The sequence below is a fragment of the Segetibacter aerophilus genome (genome assembly GCF_007991655.1).
Lineage (GTDB): Bacteria > Bacteroidota > Bacteroidia > Chitinophagales > Chitinophagaceae > Segetibacter > Segetibacter aerophilus.
Genome location: NZ_BJYT01000012.1, coordinates 30,497 through 51,197 on the forward strand (window position 1 = coordinate 30,497; position 20,701 = coordinate 51,197).

Sequence of the window (20,701 nt, forward strand, 5' to 3'; positions counted from 1 at the left end):
TTTGCAAAACAATTTTTACAAAATGATATTCTCCTTCAGCACACTCTTCTCAGGATAGTCTGTATTAAAATGTAACCCGCGACTTTCCTTCCTAAATGCAGCACCTTTTACAATAAGATAGCCGACGCTAATGAGATTTCGAAGTTCACATAGCTGCGGAGACACCTTGGTAGACCGGTACAAATCCTCTGTTTCTTCATACAACAAATCCAACCTTTTTAGGGCTCTTGTCAGGCGCACATTGGTTCTGACGATACCAACATAATCGCTCATAATTTGCTGCAGTTCTTTTAAACTCTGGGTAATCAGGATCATCTCTTTCGGTTCCCTTGTACCCTCGGCGTTCCAGTCTGGAATCATGGCGTCCGCTTGTGCAGCACTTTGCGGATGTAAAGCTTCCAGTTCTTCCAATCTTGCGATAGAGTGAACGTACGCTCTATGTCCAAAAACCATTGCTTCAAGAAGGCTATTGCTTGCAAGGCGATTTGCGCCATGTAAGCCGGTACTTGCACACTCGCCGCAAGCATATAAATTTCTGATGGAAGTCTTGGCAAACTCATCTGTCTTAATGCCGCCGCAACTATAATGCGCAGCAGGAGCTACAGGTATCATGTCTTTAGTAACATCAATACCAATGCTCAGGCATTTCTCGTAAATATTGGGAAAATGATGGATGAACTTTTCAACAACCATATGCCGGCAATCAAGGTATACATGCTCGGTACCATTCTTTTTCATTTCGCTGTCAATGGCTCGGGCAACAATGTCGCGTGGAGCAAGGTCTTTGCGTTCGTCGTATCGCTCCATAAACGCTTCCCCAAACTTATTTCGTAAAATGCCCCCGTCTCCCCGCACAGCTTCAGTTATTAAGAAAGAGGGCGACACGCCAGGTTGAAACAAAGCAGTTGGGTGAAACTGGATGAACTCCATATTTTCAATCCGGCCCTTTGCGCGATACACCATCGCAACCCCATCGCCGGTGGCAATGATAGGGTTGGTAGTAGTTCGATAGGCTTGTCCATTTCCACCAGTAGCCAGCACTGTAACTTTTGAAATGATCTTTTCTATCTCGTTGCTTTCAAGGTTCAAAACATACACACCGTAACACTGAATGTCTAAAGTTGACTTTGTAACAAGGTAGCCAAGATGATGCTGCGTGATCAGGTCAATTACAAAGCAGTGCGTAATTAGCGTGATATTAGGAAGGCTTTGTATTTTTAATAAGAGCGCGCGTTCCATTTCTCTGCCTGTCACATCCTTGTGGTGCAAGATCCTGTTTACACTGTGACCGCCTTCTTTTCCTAGCGTATAATCGCCGTCGGGATCTTTGTCGAACTGAGCGCCCCATTCAATAATCTCACGTATTCTTTCCGGACCTTCCTTAACAACAATCTCTACAATTTTTTCATTACACAACCCATCACCGGCAATAAGCGTATCCTCAATGTGTTTTTGATAACTGTCATTTTCGTCATCCCAAACGCCCGCTATACCGCCTTGTGCATACTTCGTGTTTGTCTCGTCTGAATGCGCTTTTGTTATTACGGTTACCCGTTTGTCCGGCTTTGCTTCCGCAACTTTTAGCGCGTATGTTAGTCCTGCTATTCCGCTACCTATTACTAAAAAGTCTGTTTGCATGCAGTTCGTTTCTTACTTAAAGAGTTTTTACTTTTAATAATTTTTAAAGATAAATGTCTTTAAACATATAGTCGAAGAAAGAGAATTGTTAGAGGTATGAAGTTTTTTTAGAGCCCTTTGGCATTGCTACTATTAAACATTTGTTGCGTCGCACTCTTGTACAGTAAGTCCAGCCGGAAGCGCAAAACCTACGACACAACATGCCATAACAGAAAGGAAGGTTTTAAAATTTTTTATTAAATCGTGTCTTTTGTTTTTATGAAATCCCCTACTTTTGCAACCTCGCGGATGTGGCGAAATTGGCAGACGCACTAGACTTAGGATCTAGCGCCGCAAGGCATGTAGGTTCGACCCCTATCATCCGCACTAAGAACCTGGCTTTACTGGCCGGGTTTTTTGTTTCTTATACTTTCCTCTCAAGATCCTCGAGCTTCCGTTCTTCGAACAATGAGAAAACGGCATAATACAGCTTTTCGACAAAAAAATCTTAATCTTTTGAAGCGGGAGATTGCTTTGAAGTATTAAAAGTTTTAATAGGTATTTTTTTCCACGCTAAAACTTACCTTCGCAGCCCTAAAATTTCAGCAAGCTTTCGTTGTTTGCAGAAGATCTTTTTAAAAATTCTATAATAAATTAAATAGTATGGCTACTGTTTCAAGAGAGAATATTGGCAAGCTGACAGACAAGTTAACTGTTACGCTTTCTAAAAACGATTATATGCCGGCGTTTGAGCAATCGCTGAAAAAATATGCTAAGACAGCTAACATTCCAGGCTTTCGTAAAGGGATGGTTCCTGCAGGGATGATTAAGAAAATGCATGGAAGTGGTGTGTTTACTGAAGAAGTACTTCGCACAGTGGAGAAAGAATTGAACAAATACATGCAGGAAGAGAAGCTCGACATTTTTGCTCAGCCATTACCACTTGAGACTGATGCAAGGCAGTTGGATATGAACAATCCTGCCGATTATGCATTTGCATTTGAAATAGGTTTAAAGCCTGCTATCGATATCGACATTAAAGGCATTACTGTTACCCGTCATCGTGTTAATGTAACCGATGCCATGATAGATGAAGAGGTAGAGCGTTTAAAAGTCAGGCATGGAAAAATGACAGATCCTGAAGAAGTAACTACCGAAGAAAACGTACTAAACGTAACGTTTGCAGAAAGCGATGCTGAAGGGAATGAAATTGAAGGTGGCATAAACAAAGGCAACTCTGTTATAGTTAAATATTTCTCTGAAAGCTTCCGCCCGCAGTTAATGGGTAAGAAAAAGGATGACACGCTTGTCTTGCAATTAAACTCGGCGTTTGAGGAAAAAGAAAGAGAGTGGATTATCAGCGACCTTGGGATTGCTGTAAACGAGGAAGGTGCAGCAGACAAGTATTTTAAAATGACGATCACTAAAGTTGGGCTGATCGAGAAGCCTGAAATGAATGAGGAGTTTTTCTCACAAGCTTTCCCTGGAAGGAATATAGCCAACGAAGACGATTTTCGTAAGGCGGTAAAAGAAGGCATTCAAGCTACATGGGATGCCCAAAGCCGTAACCAGTTGCACGACCAGATTTATCATCACTTAATTGATCATACCCCAATTGATTTTCCTGAAGACTTTCTAAAGCGATGGATGCAGGAGGGACAGGAAGAGCGTAAAACTGCCGAAGAGGCAGAAAAGGAATATCCTACTTTTGCCAACTCTTTAAAGTGGACTTTAATCACCACGCAGCTCACTAATCAATACGAGATAAACGTAGACCCTGCGGAAATTAAGGAGTTTGCAAAACAACAAATTCTTGGTTACATGGGCGGTCAAAGTATGGAGGACGCACCGTGGTTAGACGGTTATGCCGACAGTATGCTAAAGGATAAAAAGTTCATTGAAAACACGTATTACCAGTTGCAAACAACCAAGTTATTTGGTGCTTTGGAGGAGCAGGTCAACGTGATTGAAGACGTCGTAACTCCTGATGAATTAACTGCTATGCAGCACAATCACAGTCATTAATGCAGCACAAATATTAAAAATAAGGTCAGGCTTGGGTCTGGCCTTATTTTTTTGCATACAGACCAGTATAAGATGGAGAATATTAAAACAAGAATAGTTTCACAAGTGCTATTTTGTCGTATTTCTTCTTTTGCATAGTATTTGAATGAAAGCCTAATCAATTAAGTAACAATCTTTATATTCACTACAATAAATTATTATAAATGAATTTTGGAAAAGAGTTTGAAAAATATGCTGTGAAAGATCATGGTATAAGCAGTGCAACACTGCATAATTTTCAACAACACCAGGTAACAAATCTTACTCCATATATCATCGAAGAAAGGCCTATGAACGTTGCTAGTATGGACGTTTTTAGCCGTTTAATGATGGATAGGATAATTTTTCTTGGTGAAGGAATTAATGACTACGTAGCAAACATCGTTACCGCCCAGCTACTGTTTCTTGAAAGCACCGATCGCGCTCGCGATATCCAGATGTATATAAACAGCCCTGGAGGAAGTGTATATGCCGGTCTTGGTATCTACGACACTATGCAATTTATCGGTCCTGATGTATCTACCATTTGTACCGGTATGGCTGCTAGTATGGGAGCCGTTTTAATGTGTGCTGGTGTTAAAGGCAAGCGTACTGCTCTCAAGCATAGTCGTGTAATGATGCACCAACCAAGTGGTGGAATAGGTGGTCAGGCAAGTGATATTTTGATAACTGTAAACGAGATCAAAAAAATCAAAAAAGAATTATACGAAATCATCGCTTTCCATGCAGGTAAGTCACCGGAAGAAGTAGCAAAAGATAGCGACAGAGACTATTGGATGAGTGCTGAAGAAGCAAAAGCATATGGTCTTGTAGACGAAGTGCTCCTTATTAATCCACGGAAGCAAAACAAAGACTAAAAAGTAAAAAAGGAAAAATTCAAAAGTAAAAAGAAGCACGCTTTTAATTTCTGCTTTTTAAAGCAATTCCAATTTAAAACACACAATTATTAAGATGATTACTTCAAAATATATAACCAATCCTTTTAGGATGGAAGACGAAGAAGAAAAGCCTAAAGAAGAGCAACCTTCGGCTGAAAGCAAACTTTTAGCAAAAAAGATGGAGAAACAATTCTTTGAAAAAAGAAGCGTTTATCTATGGGGAGTTGTTGACGATAAAAGCGCCAGGGATGTGGTAAGTAAACTCTTGCTGCTGGATAGCGATAAGCCTGGTGAAGAAATCAAATTTTACATTAATAGCCCGGGTGGTGTAGTAACCAGCGGCATGGTTATTTACGACACTATTAGGTTAATTAGTTCTCCTGTAAGCACCATTTGCATGGGTCTTGCAGCCAGCATGGGATCAATATTGTTAAGTGTAGGAGAAAAGGGAAAGCGTTTTATTTATCCTCATGGTGAGGTAATGATACACCAACCCAGTTTGGGAGGTTATTACCAGGGAACAAGTGCAGATCTTGAGATACAAGCTGTGCAGACACAAAAAACGAAAGAGTTGGGTGCAAGGATACTTGCTGATAATTGCGGTAAGACATTTGAGCAAATCATGAAAGACTTCGATCGTGATTACTGGATGAACGCAACAGAGGCAGTGGATTACGGAATTGTAGATAAGATATTAGAGAAACTGTAGGTTTTTGTTAAAATGCTCCCGCTACTATAATAGGCATCATATTAAGGCTTATTTAGTAGCGGTTTTTTGTAAATTTGCAGTTCTATCACAGGAAAAGTAGAAACACACCTCTTTACCCCGCTTTTATATATATATCCCTGTGAAAAGGATAATTTTTATTTTATGCCCAAACAAAGTCATTTACATTGTTCTTTCTGTGGAAGAAGTCGCGACGAGGTTAAGATCCTTATCGCCGGCCAGGATGGACACATTTGCGAAAATTGTGTAGAACATGCCCAGGAGATAATTTCACAGGAACTGCAATTAAAAACAGAATCTCAGCCAGCTTCTTTCAAGCTTACCGTTCGTAAGCCAATGGAGATAAAGAAGTTTATGGACGAGTACATAATCGGGCAGGATGATGCTAAAAAGGTTTTGGCGGTAGCGGTTTATAATCACTATAAGCGCTTGCAATATCGCCAGACAGAGTCTGATATAGAGATTGATAAGAGCAATATTATAATGGTTGGCGAGACAGGTACAGGTAAAACTTTACTGGCAAAAACCATTGCGCGCTTATTAAATGTTCCTTTTGCTATCGTGGACGCAACTGTGTTTACTGAAGCAGGATACGTAGGAGAGGATGTAGAGAGCATGTTAACCCGCTTGTTGCAAAACTGCAACTACGATGTGAATTCGGCAGAACGAGGAATAGTATATATTGACGAAATTGATAAGATTGCCCGTAAAGGCGATAACCCTTCGATTACCCGCGACGTAAGCGGTGAAGGTGTACAACAAGGATTATTAAAAATGCTTGAAGGAACCGAAGTGCTTGTACCACCGCAAGGAGGCCGTAAGCATCCTGAGCAAAAAATGATCAAAGTAAACACACAAAATATTCTGTTCATATGCGGTGGAGCGTTTGATGGAATTGATAAGGTAATTGCCCGTCGCGTAAACACAAATGCAATCGGCTTTAACGTAAATAAGCAGCTGCAGGATTACCAGCGAAAAAATTTACTTCAGTTTATAAATGCCCAGGACCTTAAATCTTTCGGATTAATTCCGGAGCTGTTAGGCCGTCTGCCAGTTGTTACTTACTTAAATCCTTTGGATGCGGAAACTTTAAGAGCAATCTTAACCGAACCAAAAAACAGTATTATCAAGCAGTATAATCGTTTATTTGAGATTGAGAATATTGCGCTTACTATTGACAATGATGTATACGATTTCATGGTAACAAAGGCAATGGAGTACAAGCTCGGCGCTCGTGGATTAAGAAGTATCTGCGAAAGCATCTTAACCGAAGCAATGTATGAGCTGCCAAGTTCTGGACAGAAAGCGCTTCATGTGACGCTTGAGTATGCAGAAAGACAATTTGGAAAGAGCAAGATGAGTATGCTAAAAGTCGCTTAGTCTGAAACTATATTTAGAGAGCTTCGCATTTTTTGCGAAGCTTTTTTTATGCTCTCAAATTCACCTTCCGCCTTTGAGTAAAATACTTCAACTTATTGTAATGATCAGCTTAGGTTCAGGGCTTCCGAGTTGGAATGCTTTTTATACTTCATCCTTTCATTCAATAGCAAACTAAAAATTAATTTATGAACGAGATAGTAGAACGTTTAACTCAGCAAGCAGGACTAACTCCCGAACAAGCGCAAAAAGCAGTGGAGACAATTGCTGATTTTGTAAAAGAAAAATTTCCAATGCTAGGTGGTGCAGTAGACCAGATGTTTACAGGTGGGGGCTCAAATTCTGGTGGTTCTGGTTTTGGTGGGTTTGGAGGTTTTGGCCAATAAAACACGTTTTTTCTAAAAACAAAAAAGGGGCAAATTCAATAAGAACGTGCCCCTTTTTAAATATCCTCCAAAACTATACTATTTCAGTACTTCCCTTGCGATTACTAACTTTTGAATTTCACTGGTTCCCTCGCCGATGGTACAAAGCTTGGAGTCGCGGTAAAACTTTTCAACCGGAAAATCTTTTGTATATCCATACCCACCAAAAATTTGCACTGCCTCTGTAGAAACTTTCACTGCAACTTCACTGGCGTAATATTTTGCCATTGCAGATTCTTTTGTCATAGGCTCGCCTCGCATTTTTAAATCACACGCTTGCTGCGTTAATAATTCTGCCGCAGCAATTTCAGTAGCCATATCTGCTAATTTAAAACTTATACCCTGGAAGCTCGATATCGGCTTATCAAACTGCTGTCGTTCTTTTGAATATTGCAAAGCTGCCTCAAAAGCTCCCTTTGCAATTCCAAGGCTCAGTGCTGCAATCGAAATCCTTCCACCATCCAATACTTTTAGAGCTTGCCTAAAGCCATCTCCAACCTCACCCAATCTTTGAGAGTCGCTAATACGGCAGTTATCAAAAATCATTTCAGCTGTTTCGCTCGCTCTCATTCCAAGCTTGTTCTCCTTCTTACCTCCTGTAAAACCTGGTGTGCCTCTTTCAACAACAAACGCAGTGCAATTGCCACTTGTTCTTGCCTCACCTGTACGTGCTATAACGACTGCTACGTTCCCTGAGATTCCATGAGTGATCCAATTTTTAGTACCATTTAAAATCCAATCATCTCCTTCACGGGTGGCAGTAGTCTTCATGTTTCCAGCATCACTACCGGTGTTCGGTTCTGTCAATCCCCATGCTCCTAAAAATTCTCCGCTTGCTAATAATGGTAAGTATTTTCTCTTCTGCTCTTCATTTCCAAAAAGCATAATGTGACCGGTACAAAGAGAGTTGTGAGCTGCGACGCTGAGACCAATAGAGCCGCATACTTTGGATATTTCTTGAATAATTTCTATGTATTCGTAATAAGATAGTCCTGCCCCGCCATACTCTTCAGGTACTAAAACTCCCATTAACCCCAATTCACCTAATTTCTTGAAAATTCCAACAGGGAACTCCTGGGTTTCGTCCCATTCCATTACGTGTGGCTTGATGTGTTGCAAGGCAAAATCTCTTGCTGTTTGTATAACCTGTTGCGTTAATTCAGAAACCTCAAAATTCATAAGTAGCAATCATTTGATAATGAACAAAAATACGTGAAACACGTGCCGAAAGATTGCATAACGAAAGAATAACAAATCGTACAAAAAGGAATGGTGGGAGTTATTAGAGCGCGATGTAAGGAGCCATCTTGGTATACGTGTTTTCGTCGATGATTTCAATCTTATGAAGCTCGTCGACCGACTTGTACGCGCCATGCTGGTTCCTGTAGTTAACGATGGCATTTGCAATATTCCATCTTATATACGGATGAGTCCTCAACTCGTGGGCATCAGCGGTATTAATATTTAACTTCTTAACATCAGGATTGTTACATTGAAGCCTGCCTTTTATTTGCTGAAAGGTGCTGTCAGCAATTCCATAAGTTTCTCCAAGTTGATTAACTGAGCTGAAGCCGCCTAGCTTTTGCCGGAAGTTGATGATACGGGTAGCAAGCTTAGTCCCAATACCGGGCAAAGAAATAAATGCTGACGTGTCTGCAAGGTTGATATCAATTATTCTTGTTCTAGTGTTTTCGTCCCGTTCATGATTGATGGCGGAGTAGGCCCTAGTTTGAACGATTTTTTTACTGATTCCTTCCTTTTCCAGAATTCGCACGAAGGGAATCAGCTGGTCTGCTTCCTGTGATCTAAGTCCATAAATTTTTCGAATGTCATCGGGTTGGCGAAAACGGTATCCTTTTGAAATAAAATTTCGAATGGTGTTGACAGTTTTGTCTCTCACTCCCAATCGTTTCCATCCATTTTCATCCAATGTATTTGGATCAAATAGAAATAATTCTCCTGTTGGCTTACTGTAATTGTCGTAATGTTTTGGACGGTAATTTTCAGCATCGTCATTATTTTGATAAGCGTAAGAACTATGAGAGGTATCAATTGAAATCTTCAGTTGCGCGAGTTCTTTCTGAAAGGCATCTTTGCTAACGTTCATTTTCTTTACCGGCAGAAACCGCCCAATAAGAAATACAAGTACAGAAAGAAAAAGAAGGACGAAAATGCCACGGCGTTCTTTTTTCGAAAAGGTGAAGTAATCCTTGACAATCTGTGAACGCAATCTCATCTGATTGAGTATTAAGAAATAATAATACAACTTAAATCAGACAAATAATTGCAATGTGTCAAATGCTAAGAACATTCCTTTAGGTAACTTGCTATTGACCTCTTTATCTAGGCCAAGCTGGTGACTAATATGCGTAAAATATGCGGTGGGAATATTCAGCTGTTGTACAAGAGCAATCGCTTCTTTCAGCGAAAAATGGGAAATATGGGTTTCGTTTCTTAAAGCATTTAAAACAACTATTTCGCTTCCTTTGATTTTTGTCTGCTCCTGTTCGTCAATCGCATTCGCGTCAGTGATATAAGTGAACTTGCCAAAGCGGAAGCCGTAGACGGGCATTTTGTGGTGCCAGACAAGAATAGGAATAATGGGAATATCGCCTATAATGAACGGCTCCAATGTTATTTCGTGCAAGTTTACCTTAGGCACTCCCGGGTAAGCCAACTGCTGAAACGCATAGGGAATTTCCTTCTTTACCCCTTCAAGCGTCATCTTGTTTGCAAAAACGTCTGTCGCCCTTTTATTAAAGAATTGAAAGGCGCGGGTATCGTCTATACCGGCAACATGATCTTTGTGCGGATGTGTTATTAAGAGGCCGTCGATCTTCTTCACTTTTTCCCGAAGCATTTGATACCTAAAGTCGGGTGTTGCGTCTATGATGATTGTTGTGGTAGACGACTGCACCATAATACTGCTACGAAGCCTGGTATCTTTTACATCGTCAGAAGTGCAGACCTCGCAACCGCAAGCGATCATCGGAACTCCGCTACTGGTACCGGTACCTAAAAAAGTTATTGTCAGAGAAGGATAGGCCACATTACAAACCTACAGGAAATTGAACAATCTTATGTGCGAGACAAGTCGCAAAAAGAGGATACTTGAATATTAGCCTTTTTGAAAAAACGGGGTAATTTCTTTTAAACCAACTTCAGCACTTCACCAAGCATCGTTGTGTCACACTCTTGTACGGAAACTTTTAAAGCGACAGAAGCGGGACTTAAACTTCTTCAGGAGTTTGTGTTTCTTCTGGCATAACGGCTGCTTTTGCTTCTGTGTCTTTCTTCTCGGCTTCAGTTTTCTCGCTGGCCTCAAGGGCCAAAGCGACCGATTTCTTTTTCAATTCGTCGTACAGCTTTTGCGACTCGTGGGTAAGTAAATCAAGGTTGACATTTAGCTGGGGAATTAGATCTACCAGTGTATTGATTCGTCCTTCAACGCTTAGGAACTTATTGAGCACCACAACCTTCTTAGCTTCCAAAATGCAATAGCCGCTTTGAAATGTTCCTCTTTCGTAGCGAACTACGTATTCAGCTTCGTCGAGTATTTTTTCAATTTTATTTAAAGTTGCCTGGTTGTATTTCATACACTTCTGCCGTTCACCGGCGCTCTTTTAATAATACAAAAGTAATTCTGGCGACATTTTCTTGTTCTGTCAATTATCCACAAAAATGTTTCAAAGCTGGGATGGACGATAAGAGAACTAAAAGTTGCAGGGTGCGACGCAACAACTGATCATTAGAGTTTCTATAGTTGACTACAAAAAAAGATCATTAGACTAGGACACTTTGCTTACCATCTTAATCACGGGTACAATCATTTCCTCCATACTTACCCCGCCGTGTTGAAAGGTGTTTCGGTAATAATTGACAAAGTGATTATAGTTGTTTGGGTAGCAAAGGAAACCGTCTTCCTTAGCGAAAATAAAGGACGAGTTTACATTAGGAACAGGTAGTCCCGCTTGGCGTGGATCTTTAAAGGCCAACACATCTTTGGGCTCGTAGTTTAAGTTGCGGCCGTGTTTATAGCGGAGGTTGGTGGTAGTTTGCTTATCGCCAATAACCTTGTAGGGAGTTTTAACCTTAACCGTTCCATGGTCGGTAGCAACGATGAGGTTTACCTTTTTGTCAGCGATTTTTTTAAGCGCCTGGTTGAGTGATGAATGTTCGAACCAGCTCTTGGTAATACTGCGGTAACTAATCTCATCACCGGCAAGTTCTTTCAGTACTTCCATCTCTGTGCGTGCGTGACTAAGCATGTCGACAAAGTTGTAAATAATGATGTTTAAATCATTACCCATCAGGTTGTGGATGTTGTTTACCAGTTGTAGTCCTTCATTATTGTTTACAACTTTGGTATAGCTGTACTTGATATTATCTTTTCGTAATCTTTTTAACTGGCCTTTGAAGAATGTTTCCTCGAAAAGATTTTTTCCACCCTCTTCGTCGTCATTTTTCCACTCGACCGGAAACTGTTTCTCGATGTCTATTGGTAGTAATCCTCCAAAAATGGCGTTGCGCGAGTATTGAGTGGCCGTAGGTAAAATGCTGTAAAAGGTTTCTTCTTCAAGTATCCGGAAGTTTTCGGCGAATAAGGGTTGTATAGCCTTCCACTGGTCAAAGCGAAGATTGTCGATCAAAAGAAAAAAGGTAGGAGTTCCTTTTTCTACATGCGGCAGCACTTTAAACTGAAGCAGGTTATGGCTCAGGATAGGAGCATTGTTTTTTGGATCAAGCCATGAAGCGTAGTTCCTGCTGATAAATTTAAAAAACTCTGTGTTGGCTTCCTGTTTCTGGCTTTGGAGGATTTCCTGCATTTCAGGGCTATCGCTCTTTTCCATTTCAAGTTCCCAGTACACAAGCTTTTTATAGATATCCATCCATTCGTTATAGTCGGGGTTGCTGTTAAGCGACATAAACAATTCCCTGAACTGCTGCTGGTAAGCAGTCGTAGTTTTTTCGGCAACAAGGCGTCGGTTGTCTATGATTTTCTTCAGGCTCAGCCAAACCTGGTTAGGGTTTACTGGCTTAATCAGGTAATCGCTAATCTCGTTACCAATAGCATCATCCATCAAATTCTCAGTTTCGTTTTTCGTGATTAAAACGATTGGTATTTGAGAATTGACTGCTTTTATTTGTGCAAGTGTTTGAAGGCCGGTAAGGCCAGGCATGCTTTCATCCATTAACACTACGTCCACTGCATTTTCCTTCACATATTCAATTGCATCAAACCCGTTAGTCAACGTAGTCACTTCGTAACCTTTATTCTCTAAAAAAAATTTCTGACTTTGTAAACTTTCAATTTCATCATCGACCCATAAAATTTTTGCTGCGGACATAATTCAAACACTGGTTTGGTGTGCAATATTTCAAAAATACCCTTTTTAATACAGCCAATAGTAGATTTGCCGGAGGTGCTAATATTTTAACAACAACTTTTTCAATGCCTGTTTCAACGAGAAAAATTATTAATGATCCTGTTTACGGTTTTATAAGTATCACAGATCCGCTCATTTATAAAATAACTACACACACCTGTTATCAAAGGCTCAGACGGATTTATCAAATGGCTCTCGCCCATCTTGTTTACCCCGGTGCTGTTCACACAAGGTTTCATCATTCTTTAGGGGCTTATCATTTAATGTGTAATGCCCTTGGAGAGTTAAGCAGTAAAGGGATTGAAATAACGCGTGAAGAGGAGGTGGCTGCAAAAGCTGCTATTTTATTACACGACATTGGTCACGGGCCCTTTAGTCATGCTTTGGAAAATATTCTGCTTAAAGGAATTCACCATGAAACCTTAAGTCTGCACATAATGAGATTGCTAAATGAAGAGTTTGGCGGAGAGCTTCAGATGGCTATTGACATCTTTACTGATAAATATCCAAAACGATTTCTACACCAATTAGTCAGCGGGCAATTAGACGTAGACCGGATGGATTACTTAACAAGGGACAGTTTTTTCACAGGAGTAAGCGAAGGAGTGATTGGATATGACAGGATCATTAAAATGATGGCAGTGAAGAATGGCGAACTGCTGGTTGAGGAAAAAGGAATTTATAGCATCGAAAAATTTTTAGTTGCGCGCCGTCTGATGTATTGGCAGGTGTACTTGCATAAAACGGTATTGGTTGCAGAAAAAATGCTGATAAAAATAGTCGAAAGGGTTAGAGCCCTAGGGGCCAGAGAAAGTTCAACTCTTCTTACAGGAACTTCCCTTGATTTTTTCCTATTCGAATTTGATGGAAAAATGGATGAAGAGGCGATTCGAAACTTTGTTATTCTTGATGACATGGATTTCATGCATGGCATTAAAACCTGGAGCAAACATCCCGACCAAGTGCTAAGCGTACTATGCCAGGGAATTTTAGATAGAAAGTTGTTAAAGATTAAACTTCAGGCCGAGCCTTTTATCAAAGATTTAGTGCAACAAAAACTTAAACAAGCTTGTCAAAGGTTAAGTCTTACGAACGAAGAGGCTGGTTATTTTGTATTTACAGGTGAAGCGGTAAATACAATGTATAAGACAAGTGATGAGCGAATCAATATTTTATTTAAAGACGGAATAATCAAAGATATTTCACAAGTCGACAACGCTCTTATTCATAATACACTGAGTAGCACTGTGAAAAAATTTTACATTTGCTACTACGAATAGCATTTGCCCCTTGAAGTTGCTCAATTAATACAAATTCACTTACGCCGAAGCCAAATGCTTTTGCTAAACTTTTAGAAATGATGTTTACTGCGAGTCAAATAGCGGTTTTAATAAAGGGGCAAATTGAAGGCAACCCTGAAAGCTTAGCAAATAGTTTTGGACGGATCGAGGAAGCTCAGCAGGGTCAGCTTGCATTTCTGGCAAATCCTAAATACGAGGAATATCTGTATATTACTAATGCGTCAGTAGTTATCATTTCCGATAAACTTGAATTAAAACAACCTGTTGCTTCTACGCTTATCCGTGTGCCCGATCCTTATTCAGCTTTCGCAAGTCTGCTTCATTATTACCAGGAGTTGAAAACGCAACAATTACAGGGCGTAGAGGAGCCGTGCTTTATTTCTCCTACCGCGAAAAAAGGCGAAAATGTATTTATAGGTGCATTTGCTTACATAGGCGAGGTGAGCGAGATTGGTAACAACGTAAAGATCTTTCCAGGAGTATATATAGGGAACAATGTAAAGATTGGTGACAATAGCCTACTGCATCCGGGGGTTAAGATTTATCATGATTGCATCATTGGAAAAAACGTGACTATTCATGCAGGAACTGTAATCGGTGGCGACGGTTTCGGTTTTGCGCCTCAACCAGATGGGTCTTTCAAAAAAGTACCTCAAATAGGTAATGTAATTATAGAGGAGAATGTTGAAATCGGTTCTAATGCTACCATAGACCGCGCGACAATAGGCTCCACAATTATAAGAGCGGGAGCGAAGCTTGATAACCTAATTCAGATAGCTCATAACGTTGAAGTAGGAACTAATACAGTAATTGCCGCGCAGGCCGGAGTAAGTGGCAGCACTAAAATTGGAAATAACGTGATGATTGGAGGGCAGGCCGGTGTTGTCGGGCATATTCAAATTGCGGATTATAGCAAGATAAATGCTCAAAGTGGTGTCAGTAAATCCATAAAAATTCCAAAGTCTGCTGTTACGGGTTCGCCGGCTTTTGATTATACGAGTGCGTTGCGAAGCCAGGCACTTTCGCGCAATTTGCCTGAGATGGAAAAACGAATAACGGAACTTGAAAACCAGCTAAAATTGCTGCTTGAAGAAAGACTAAATGCTGCTCATCTGCACTAGAAAAAACTGTAAAGTAGAGATTTACACGTTTTATAATTCTACCACCCTTTAGAACTAAAATCCGATACTTTTCATACTTTCGTGGCCTTTAGGAGCTTATGAACAGTAACGGACAATCATTTCAACATACCATACGTCAGGAAATAAGTATTTCGGGTGCCGGCATTCATACTGGTCAGTCTGTTACGATGAATATTAAGCCTGCAGCTCCTAACACCGGAATCAATTTTCAAAGGGTTGACCTCCCCGGTAAGCCTGTTGTGAAAGCAGATGTAGATTTTGTAGTTGAAACTAACCGTAGTACCACACTTGAGCACAATGGTGCCCGGGTTAGTACGGTTGAGCATTTAATGGCTTCACTGTTAGGAATGCAGGTTGACAATGCCTTGATAGAAATTGACGGAGAAGAAGTTCCCATTTTAGACGGAAGTGCTCAGCAATTCGTCGAAGCCCTGGAAAAGGCTGGTTTGCAACAACAAGGTGTTCCAAAAATTTATTATACTATTGACCATAACATCACTTTTTCTGACGAAGAGAAAAAAGTAGAGATGGTTGCTCTACCTTATCACGAGTACAGAATTAATACATTAATTGATTTTAATAGCCCTGTGTTGGGCACTCAACACGCCTCTCTAAGGAACTTTTCAGATTTTAGCAAAGCAATAGCTCCATGTAGAACATTTTGTTTTTTTCATGAATTGGAATGGCTACTCGCCAACAACCTCATTAAGGGTGGAGATATAAACAACGCTATAGTGGTTGTTGATAAGGAAGTGAGTGAAGAGCAGGTTGAAAGGATTTCGAAGGTGTTTCACAAAAAAGACGTAGAAATCAGTTCCGAAGGTATTTTGAATAATCTTGAACTTCGGTTTCCAAACGAACCCGCAAGACACAAGTTGCTAGACGTAATCGGAGATCTTGCGCTCGTAGGCTACCCTTTCAAGGCCCATATTATTGCTAACAGGCCCGGTCATGCAAGTAATGTAAAGTTTGCAAAAAAGATTAAAGAGCATATCAAAAAAATCAAGAATAAGCTTGATGTGCCGAAGTATGATCCTAACAAGCGGCCAATATTCGACATTCAACAAATCGAACAGGTTCTCCCTCATCGATACCCCTTTCTCCTGGTAGACAAAGTGATAGAACTAACTGAAAAAGTTGTAATAGCTATTAAGAATGTTTCCTACAATGAACCCTTTTTCCAGGGACATTTCCCGAATAATTCAGTTATGCCGGGTGTTCTGCAAGTAGAAGCACTTGCGCAGGCAGGAGGTTTTCTTGCGATCCCCAGAGATACGGATGACAAATACGATACTTATTTTTTGAAAATAGAGAATTGTAAGTTTAAGCAAAAGGTGGTGCCAGGCGACACGCTCATTTTAAAAATGGAGCTGTTGAACCCAATTCGCAGGGGTATATGTGAGATGAAAGGAACGATATACGTTGGCGACAAGATTGTTACGGAAGCTTCTCTCGTCGCTCAAATTGTAAAAAGACCTAAAGCATGAGCAAAATAAGTTCGCTTGCCCACATTCATCCTGATGCAAAAATTGGTGACAATGTAACAATTGATCCTTTTGCTGTTGTTCAAGGTGAAGTTACTATAGGCGCCGGTACTCATGTAATGTCTCATGCCGTGGTAATGGACGGATCCATCATCGGAAAAAAGGTTACTGTTTACCCAGGTGCTGTTATTGGTGCTACTCCACAGGACCTAAAGTTTGTAGGTGAGAAAACAACCGTTGAAATAGGTGACGGTTCAACTATACGGGAGTGTGTAACGGTAAATCGCGGAACTAAAGAAAAGTGGAAAACGGTACTAGGAAAGAATTGCCTGATCATGGCTTACGCCCACGTTGCTCATGATTGTATTTTAGGTGATAACGTTATTCTTGGAAACGCAGTACAGTTAGCCGGTCATGTTGAAGTCGGAAACTTTGCCATCATTAGCGGATTAAGCGGAGCAGTTCAATTTACCCGTATAGGCGCTCACACTTACGTTGCCGGACATGCCGTAGTACGAAAGGATGTACCGCCATTCGTGAAGGGAGCCCGGGAGCCGATGAGTTTCGCCGGGGTAAATAAAGTTGGGTTGCAACGTGCTAAATTTTCACCTGAGAAAATTCAAGAAATAGCAGAGATCTATAAAATCTTGTTTATAGAAAAAAATATCACTTCTTCGGCACTTGATAAAATTGAGAGCACCTTTCCTTCCTCAGTAGAAAGAGATGCAATCGTTGACTTCGTCAAAAGTTCTAAAACCGGTATAATAAAGCGTCCTTCCAAAACAGAGAGTGATGACGATAAAGCTTTCTAACGTCGGAAAACGTTTTAACAGAGACTGGATCTTTCGCAACACATCTTACACTTTTTTAGCTGGTCACCATTATGCAATTACGGGCTCCAATGGATCCGGTAAAAGTACTTTACTACAAGCTCTGGCTGGAAGTTTGGGAATTAGCGAAGGCAAAATAGAATGGGAACTTAATGACCGCGCTATAACTCCGGACTCAATTTATAATCAGCTCGCTATTGCTGCTCCTTACGTCGAAGTAATTGAAGAAATGACGGCCGTGGAATTTTTGCTTTTTCACCAACAGTTTAAACCTTTATTGAAGGGTATTTCCCTAGACGAAATACTTTTTATTATAGGTCTAGACAAAGCTGCACACAAGCAAATAAGGTACTATTCCTCCGGAATGAAGCAGCGTATTAAATTGGCGCAAGCAATTTTTTCAAACGTTCCGTTGTTGCTGTTGGATGAACCCTGTACAAATCTCGACCTTGCAGGTTTCGATTTATATAACAAGCTAATAAGGGATTATGCTAATTACAAGACGATTATCGTTAGCAGTAATGACATAAACGAATATTCGTTTTGCGAGAATGTAATTAGTATTATGGATTATAAATAAAATCCATTGATACTTACGATACACATAGCATACACGCTGCAACAACCCCTGCCGTTTCTGTTCTAAGCCTCGTTTCTCCCAGGCTTACAGGTATATAACTTTTGGCTAGTGCAACCGAAATTTCCTCTTTAGTAAAATCTCCTTCCGGACCTATTAAGATTTGAACAGATTGTTGTAAACGAAAACTGTTAATTGAACTCTTTATTTCCTCTTCGCAGTGCGCAACTAGTTTTGTATTGTATCTACTCCCTTTGATCACTTCGGATACTAATTGTGGCTGGTGTAATAACGGCAACCAAGCTTGTTTACTTTGCATCATTGCGCTCACTACAATTTGCTTCATCCGTTCAGAACGAAAATGTTGCTTTTCTGTGCGATCGCATAGTAAAGGGATTATTTCGCTTACACCTATTTCCGTAGCTTTTTCTAAAAACCATTCAAAACGACTCGAATTCTTCAATAGTGAAATGGCTACAGATACTTCCTGGTTCTTTCGGGCTATAAATTTTCGCTCAATTATTGCAACCGTGCACTTTTTTTTATGTTCATCAATTATTTGAGCAGTTAATAGGTTGCCAGCGCCATCTGTAAGTTGCAATTGCTCCTTTGTTTTCATCCTTAATACCTGTACCACATGCTTCGACGTATCCTCATTTAGAGTGAGAATATCTGCAGAAGAAAAATGATCAAGAAAGAAAATAGGAATATCCATCGGCGTAAAATTAAAAACAAAAACCCCGGAAAAACCGGGGCTAATATATAAATGATTAGTCGCTAAGAATCAGAACGGGGAAGCTTCATCAAAGCCTTCATCAAATTCTCCTGTATTCATTTTACTTCCTTTTTGAATAAATAGACGTGCGCCGTCATTTGTCGGTGGAGGTGCTGTAGGTCCTCCTCCTGAAGGCACTGGTTTCCAGTTTCCACCACCACCTGTAGATGGAGGTCCGCCTCCGCTGAGATCATCTCCTTCTTCTTCTATAAATTTTTGAATATGCAGGAGCGCTCTCAGCTTAATAGTCTCAAGACTACCATTTCTATGCTTCGCAATTCTAACGTGCGTTTCTCCCCGGTTACTCTCGCCTAATTCGTTTGTGTTTATTTCATAATACTCGGGGCGATACAAGAACATCACCATGTCAGCATCCTGCTCTATTGCTCCAGATTCTCTCAAATCACTCAACTGTGGCATCTTGCTTTCTTTGCGCGTCTCTACCGCACGACTTAATTGGCTCAACGCGATGATCGGAACCTGGAGTTCTTTTGCCAAACTTTTTAAATCCCTCGAAATACGGCTGATCTCCTGCTCACGGTTCGAATTCCTGTCGCCACTGCCACTCATTAATTGCAAATAGTCAATAATAATAAGACCTACCTTATGCTTATTAACTAAACGGCGGGCTTTTGCCCTAAACTCAAAAATGTTTAATGCTGCAGTATCGTCGATAAAAATAGGTGCATCGCTTAGTCTGGTTACTCCCTTACTGTATAGCTGCTGCATTTCGTAATCTTCCAATCGACCTCTGCTAATCTTTTCAAGCATAATTCCGCTTTCTGCACTAAGTATACGCGAAACTAATTGGGCTGAACTCATCTCAAGACTAAAAAATGCTACGGCGGTAGGTTTGGTAGGATGTAAAGCAGCGCTACGGACAAGGTTTAACGCAAAAGCTGTTTTACCCACCGCCGGACGTGCTGCAAGAATAATTAAGTCAGTTGGCTGCCAACCGAATGTTACTTTATCCATAGATGGGAACCCTGTTGGAACCCCCGAAATTTCTTCTTGCTTATTTCTTAAATCATCAATTCTTTGAATAGTTTTTACCAAAACACTTCCAATATCATCAAAGTTCTTTTTAAGGTAGTTGTTGGTAATATTGAACATCTTGCTCTCGCTTTCATCAAGCAAGTCAAAAACATCAGTGCTATCCTCATAAGCATCGCCAATTATTTCTCCGCTAATGCGGATAAGTTCTCTTTGTATAAATTTTTGTAAAATGATCCTCGCATGGGCTTCAATATTCGCAGTAGAAACAACCATGTTGGTTAGCTTGGTAATAGCATAAGGTCCACCAACCACATCTAGTTCTTCTTTCGTCTTTAATTCTTCTACTACTGTAAGAATATCTATCGGTAAGCTTTTTTGAGCCAGCGACTGAAAACACTTAAAAATTCTTTGGTGAGCATCTACATAAAAACACTCGGGTTTTAAAATTTCAACAACATTATCAAAGGCGCTTTTTTCCAACATAATAGCACCTAAAACGGCTTCTTCCAGCTCTTTTGCCTGCGGAGGTACCTTGCCGTATACCATTGTGCTCAAGTCGAGCGAGGGCTTTCTTCCTTTCTTCCTGTCTTTATTAAAATTGGTTAATTCCATTGTTTTTTCTTTTGTTCTTTGTACTGTTTCTGATCCTTAAACATCGCTATCACCTCGCATTTTCATTTTTCCCCATGTTACCGGATTGCTATCAGATTTTTATAGGACGGCGAATATAGGGTCTTAAAAAGTGAGGAAAAAACTTTTGCTACAGGTATAATTTTCCTATTTTATTCAACAGACTTCTTCTACTAAAATCTCTCTTTACTAACATAAAGAAGGGAGATGTACACAAGCTAAAAAAGTTTTCGACCCTTTTGCAATTTCAATTCACACAACCTGTGAAGAAAGAATTATTCGGGAAAAGTTGGTTTGGAACAGTATTAATCTTAATTCAAAGGGGAAAAAATTCCACAATTTTAAGAAAATTTTAAATCATTAGGAAGGTTTTATTTGGTAAAATAGAGGGCTATGAAGGATTTTGAGAGGCATTTTAAAAATTGACAAAAGACAGCAGGGACAGTAAAAATTTTAAAAGTAGAACCTGTTACAGGTGTGTGTGCAGAATT

18 protein-coding genes and 1 tRNA gene are annotated in these 20,701 nt (G+C 40.2%); 11 read left to right on the forward strand and 8 right to left on the reverse strand.

Translation table 11 applies throughout. The features are described from left to right. Window positions 1-15 precede the first annotated feature (15 nt). Entirely contained in the window at window positions 16-1,638 is a 1,623-nt protein-coding gene (gene nadB, locus SAE01_RS15640) for an L-aspartate oxidase (protein WP_147204733.1), read from the reverse strand. A gap of 284 nt (window positions 1,639-1,922) precedes the next feature. On the opposite strand from nadB, the gene SAE01_RS15645 reads away from it, so the two are divergent. The 6 genes from SAE01_RS15645 to SAE01_RS15670 all read left to right on the forward strand — a co-directional run bounded on the left by SAE01_RS15645 (window position 1,923) and on the right by SAE01_RS15670 (window position 7,049). Continuing rightward, a tRNA-Leu gene (locus tag SAE01_RS15645) sits at window positions 1,923-2,004 on the forward strand. Between the two features lie 276 nt (window positions 2,005-2,280). Continuing rightward, the gene (gene tig, locus SAE01_RS15650; RefSeq protein ID WP_147204734.1) at window positions 2,281-3,642 is read left to right on the forward strand and encodes a trigger factor; all 1,362 of its coding nucleotides are present in this window, start codon (window positions 2,281-2,283) and stop codon (window positions 3,640-3,642) included. Window positions 3,643-3,845: 203 nt separating this feature from the next. Continuing rightward, the gene (locus SAE01_RS15655; RefSeq protein WP_147204735.1) at window positions 3,846-4,538 is read left to right on the forward strand and encodes a ClpP family protease; all 693 of its coding nucleotides are present in this window, start codon (window positions 3,846-3,848) and stop codon (window positions 4,536-4,538) included. Window positions 4,539-4,632: 94 nt separating this feature from the next. Next, complete coding sequence (locus SAE01_RS15660) at window positions 4,633-5,268, forward strand: ClpP family protease (protein WP_218029170.1); 636 nt, start codon at window positions 4,633-4,635, stop codon at window positions 5,266-5,268. Window positions 5,269-5,430: 162 nt separating this feature from the next. Then, a complete protein-coding gene (gene clpX, locus SAE01_RS15665) occupies window positions 5,431-6,666 on the forward strand; it encodes an ATP-dependent Clp protease ATP-binding subunit ClpX (protein ID WP_147204736.1) in 1,236 nt (411 codons plus the stop codon). Between the two features lie 185 nt (window positions 6,667-6,851). Beyond that, window positions 6,852-7,049: an HU family DNA-binding protein gene (locus tag SAE01_RS15670; RefSeq protein WP_147204737.1), complete on the forward strand. Its 198-nt coding sequence runs from the start codon at window positions 6,852-6,854 to the stop codon at window positions 7,047-7,049. 78 nt (window positions 7,050-7,127) lie between these two features. Here SAE01_RS15670 and SAE01_RS15675 read toward each other — a convergent pair whose 3' ends face one another. The 5 genes from SAE01_RS15675 to porX form a co-directional block, all read right to left on the reverse strand. Then, on the reverse strand, window positions 7,128-8,267 hold the full coding sequence (locus SAE01_RS15675; protein ID WP_147204738.1) for an acyl-CoA dehydrogenase family protein: 1,140 nt from the start codon (window positions 8,265-8,267) through the stop codon (window positions 7,128-7,130). Window positions 8,268-8,370: 103 nt separating this feature from the next. Beyond that, on the reverse strand, window positions 8,371-9,324 hold the full coding sequence (locus SAE01_RS15680) for a ComEA family DNA-binding protein (RefSeq protein WP_147204739.1): 954 nt from the start codon (window positions 9,322-9,324) through the stop codon (window positions 8,371-8,373). Window positions 9,325-9,360: 36 nt separating this feature from the next. Further along, window positions 9,361-10,137 carry an MBL fold metallo-hydrolase gene (locus tag SAE01_RS15685; RefSeq protein ID WP_147204740.1) on the reverse strand — a complete coding sequence of 259 codons (777 nt, stop codon included), beginning with the start codon at window positions 10,135-10,137 and terminating at the stop codon, window positions 9,361-9,363. A gap of 181 nt (window positions 10,138-10,318) precedes the next feature. Then, window positions 10,319-10,684 (reverse strand): hypothetical protein, encoded by a 366-nt coding sequence (locus tag SAE01_RS15690; protein ID WP_147204741.1) that lies wholly within the window; start codon window positions 10,682-10,684, stop codon window positions 10,319-10,321. 192 nt (window positions 10,685-10,876) lie between these two features. After that, the gene (gene porX, locus SAE01_RS15695) at window positions 10,877-12,436 is read right to left on the reverse strand and encodes a T9SS response regulator signal transducer PorX (protein ID WP_147204742.1); all 1,560 of its coding nucleotides are present in this window, start codon (window positions 12,434-12,436) and stop codon (window positions 10,877-10,879) included. Between the two features lie 20 nt (window positions 12,437-12,456). Here porX and SAE01_RS15700 point away from each other — a divergent pair, with 20 nt between their 5' ends. From SAE01_RS15700 to SAE01_RS15720, 5 genes are all read left to right on the forward strand, one after another. Further along, complete coding sequence (locus SAE01_RS15700; RefSeq protein ID WP_246113257.1) at window positions 12,457-13,755, forward strand: HD domain-containing protein; 1,299 nt, start codon at window positions 12,457-12,459, stop codon at window positions 13,753-13,755. 77 nt (window positions 13,756-13,832) lie between these two features. Beyond that, window positions 13,833-14,897, forward strand: a complete 1,065-nt coding sequence (gene lpxD / locus SAE01_RS15705; RefSeq protein WP_147204743.1) for a UDP-3-O-(3-hydroxymyristoyl)glucosamine N-acyltransferase — start codon at window positions 13,833-13,835, stop codon at window positions 14,895-14,897. Window positions 14,898-14,995: 98 nt separating this feature from the next. Then, complete coding sequence (locus tag SAE01_RS15710) at window positions 14,996-16,405, forward strand: bifunctional UDP-3-O-[3-hydroxymyristoyl] N-acetylglucosamine deacetylase/3-hydroxyacyl-ACP dehydratase (protein ID WP_147204744.1); 1,410 nt, start codon at window positions 14,996-14,998, stop codon at window positions 16,403-16,405. Then, window positions 16,402-17,214: an acyl-ACP--UDP-N-acetylglucosamine O-acyltransferase gene (gene lpxA, locus SAE01_RS15715; protein ID WP_147204745.1), complete on the forward strand. Its 813-nt coding sequence runs from the start codon at window positions 16,402-16,404 to the stop codon at window positions 17,212-17,214. The genes SAE01_RS15710 and lpxA overlap by 4 nt, the downstream gene beginning before the upstream one ends. Continuing rightward, window positions 17,195-17,812, forward strand: a complete 618-nt coding sequence (locus SAE01_RS15720; RefSeq protein WP_147204746.1) for an ABC transporter ATP-binding protein — start codon at window positions 17,195-17,197, stop codon at window positions 17,810-17,812. Before lpxA ends, SAE01_RS15720 begins: the two co-directional genes overlap by 20 nt. Before the next feature lie 13 nt (window positions 17,813-17,825). Here the strand turns inward: SAE01_RS15720 and SAE01_RS15725 are convergent, their stop codons facing one another. Both SAE01_RS15725 and dnaB read right to left on the reverse strand, forming a co-directional pair. Next, window positions 17,826-18,524 carry an RsmE family RNA methyltransferase gene (locus tag SAE01_RS15725; protein ID WP_147204747.1) on the reverse strand — a complete coding sequence of 233 codons (699 nt, stop codon included), beginning with the start codon at window positions 18,522-18,524 and terminating at the stop codon, window positions 17,826-17,828. Window positions 18,525-18,593: 69 nt separating this feature from the next. Beyond that, a complete protein-coding gene (dnaB, locus tag SAE01_RS15730; RefSeq protein WP_147204748.1) occupies window positions 18,594-20,192 on the reverse strand; it encodes a replicative DNA helicase in 1,599 nt (532 codons plus the stop codon). Between the last annotated feature and the right edge of the window lie 509 nt (window positions 20,193-20,701).

Coding starts and splice junctions, on each gene's coding strand:
- nadB (WP_147204733.1), bottom strand. CDS start 1,638: ATGCAAACAGACTTTTTAGTAATAGGTAGCGGAATAGCAGGACTAACA.
- tig (WP_147204734.1), top strand. CDS start 2,281: ATGGCTACTGTTTCAAGAGAGAATATTGGCAAGCTGACAGACAAGTTA.
- SAE01_RS15655 (WP_147204735.1), top strand. CDS start 3,846: ATGAATTTTGGAAAAGAGTTTGAAAAATATGCTGTGAAAGATCATGGT.
- SAE01_RS15660 (WP_218029170.1), top strand. CDS start 4,633: ATGATTACTTCAAAATATATAACCAATCCTTTTAGGATGGAAGACGAA.
- clpX (WP_147204736.1), top strand. CDS start 5,431: ATGCCCAAACAAAGTCATTTACATTGTTCTTTCTGTGGAAGAAGTCGC.
- SAE01_RS15670 (WP_147204737.1), top strand. CDS start 6,852: ATGAACGAGATAGTAGAACGTTTAACTCAGCAAGCAGGACTAACTCCC.
- SAE01_RS15675 (WP_147204738.1), bottom strand. CDS start 8,267: ATGAATTTTGAGGTTTCTGAATTAACGCAACAGGTTATACAAACAGCA.
- SAE01_RS15680 (WP_147204739.1), bottom strand. CDS start 9,324: ATGAGATTGCGTTCACAGATTGTCAAGGATTACTTCACCTTTTCGAAA.
- SAE01_RS15690 (WP_147204741.1), bottom strand. CDS start 10,684: ATGAAATACAACCAGGCAACTTTAAATAAAATTGAAAAAATACTCGAC.
- porX (WP_147204742.1), bottom strand. CDS start 12,436: ATGTCCGCAGCAAAAATTTTATGGGTCGATGATGAAATTGAAAGTTTA.
- lpxD (WP_147204743.1), top strand. CDS start 13,833: ATGATGTTTACTGCGAGTCAAATAGCGGTTTTAATAAAGGGGCAAATT.
- SAE01_RS15710 (WP_147204744.1), top strand. CDS start 14,996: ATGAACAGTAACGGACAATCATTTCAACATACCATACGTCAGGAAATA.
- lpxA (WP_147204745.1), top strand. CDS start 16,402: ATGAGCAAAATAAGTTCGCTTGCCCACATTCATCCTGATGCAAAAATT.
- SAE01_RS15720 (WP_147204746.1), top strand. CDS start 17,195: ATGACGATAAAGCTTTCTAACGTCGGAAAACGTTTTAACAGAGACTGG.
- SAE01_RS15725 (WP_147204747.1), bottom strand. CDS start 18,524: ATGGATATTCCTATTTTCTTTCTTGATCATTTTTCTTCTGCAGATATT.
- dnaB (WP_147204748.1), bottom strand. CDS start 20,192: ATGGAATTAACCAATTTTAATAAAGACAGGAAGAAAGGAAGAAAGCCC.